Here is a 1,373-nt window from a genome sequence, read left to right on the forward strand (position 1 = left end):
CAGGGTCCCTTGCATGATCGAGATCTGTCCGGATTCATCCGGTGAGGCCGAGGGCGGTCAGGGGCCTGTGGCAGTCGCGGGCGGCATGGCGTAGGGCGGCGGCGATATTGGTGTGGCCGTCCTGGCGGTGGACGCCGATGGCGAGGTTGCGCAGGCCGGCCATGATGCGGGGGAGGCAGCCGATATGGATCTTGGAGTCGTCCTCGCGGAACGTGCGGTCGCGGACGTGGTGGAGCAGGTTTTCGATCTTCCAGTGCCCTCTGATCCAGGCGGCGAGCCGGGTGCCGCTCGCGGTGCCGGGCGGCAGACTGGTGATCAGGTAGACGCGCTCGATGGTGAGCTTGCCGGTGGTGAAGTCCTTCCTCCAGCGCACGACTTGAAGGGCCTGGCGGGCGTCGGGGTAGTCGAGGTGGGCGAAGGCGGCAGTCTTCAGCCGCCGGATCTCCAGGCGGTGGTGGGCTCGGGTGCGGTCGTGGTGGTCGAGTGTGATCTCGCGCCAGGGCAGGCGGCGGACGCGGTCGAACAGACCGGGGTGGTTGGCCTTGACCTGGGCGATGTAGTGGGCACCGCGCTCGCGGAGGTAGGTGCCGTGGGCGTGCTGGGTGTGCAGGGCGTCGGCGGTGATGACCGTGCCGGTCAGGTCGATGGTGGACAGCAGGGGCTGGAAGGCGGGGATCTCGTTGCTCTTGGCCGCGACCTGGCACTGGGCCAGGACGTGGCCGGCGTGGTCCATCGCGGCGAGGAGAGTGAGGTGTGCGGTGGTGGCGGTGCGCGAGCCGCGCAGGGCCTTGCCATCGACGGCGATCGCCCGCAGCCCGGGGCCGGCCGGGGCGGCGCGGGCGGCGAGGAAGGCACCGATCGCCCGGTCCAGGGCGTCACCGTCGAGCTGGACGAGGAGGCGGCGCAGGGTGTGGGGGTGTGGGACGGACACGGTGCCGGTCAGCGGGTCGAGGGGGAAGCCGAGTGCCCGGCAGGCCCACCCGGGGGCGTCGGATATCCATTCCGTGATCGCGGTGAGTGAGCGGGCGCCGGCCAGGACACTCGCTGCGGCAGCGGCGACCAGGGAGGGCAGCGAGTAGCGGCGACCGCGGACGCCTCGCGGATCGGGAAGCAGATCCAGAAACTCGGCCAGGCGGACCGCGTCCGCCAGCGGGGCCGAGGCGGGGGTCCGGGCCAGTTGGTCCAGCACGGTGGGCATGAGGGAAGATGCAGGGGCAGGCACGGACTCACCAGGTGTTCATGGGACTTCGACACTCACATGATCACCGAGACCGTGCCTGCGCTGCGTTCACCCCTGCCCGAACCGGGACGTCCACTCCACCACCGGACCAACCCGATGTTCCGGACGAAGTGCAATCATGCAACGGACCCTG

Annotated in this window: 1 protein-coding gene; it reads right to left on the reverse strand. The window is 70.4% G+C overall.

Annotated elements, in window-relative coordinates:
- Positions 1-34: 34 nt before the first annotated feature.
- Positions 35-1,198 carry an ISAs1 family transposase gene (locus ACFWVE_RS35030; RefSeq protein ID WP_384023313.1) on the reverse strand — a complete coding sequence of 388 codons (1,164 nt, stop codon included), beginning with the start codon at positions 1,196-1,198 and terminating at the stop codon, positions 35-37.
- Positions 1,199-1,373: the final 175 nt, after the last annotated feature.

Origin of the sequence: Streptomyces sp. NPDC058632 (assembly GCF_042717095.1) — a bacterium.
Classification (GTDB): domain Bacteria; phylum Actinomycetota; class Actinomycetes; order Streptomycetales; family Streptomycetaceae; genus Streptomyces.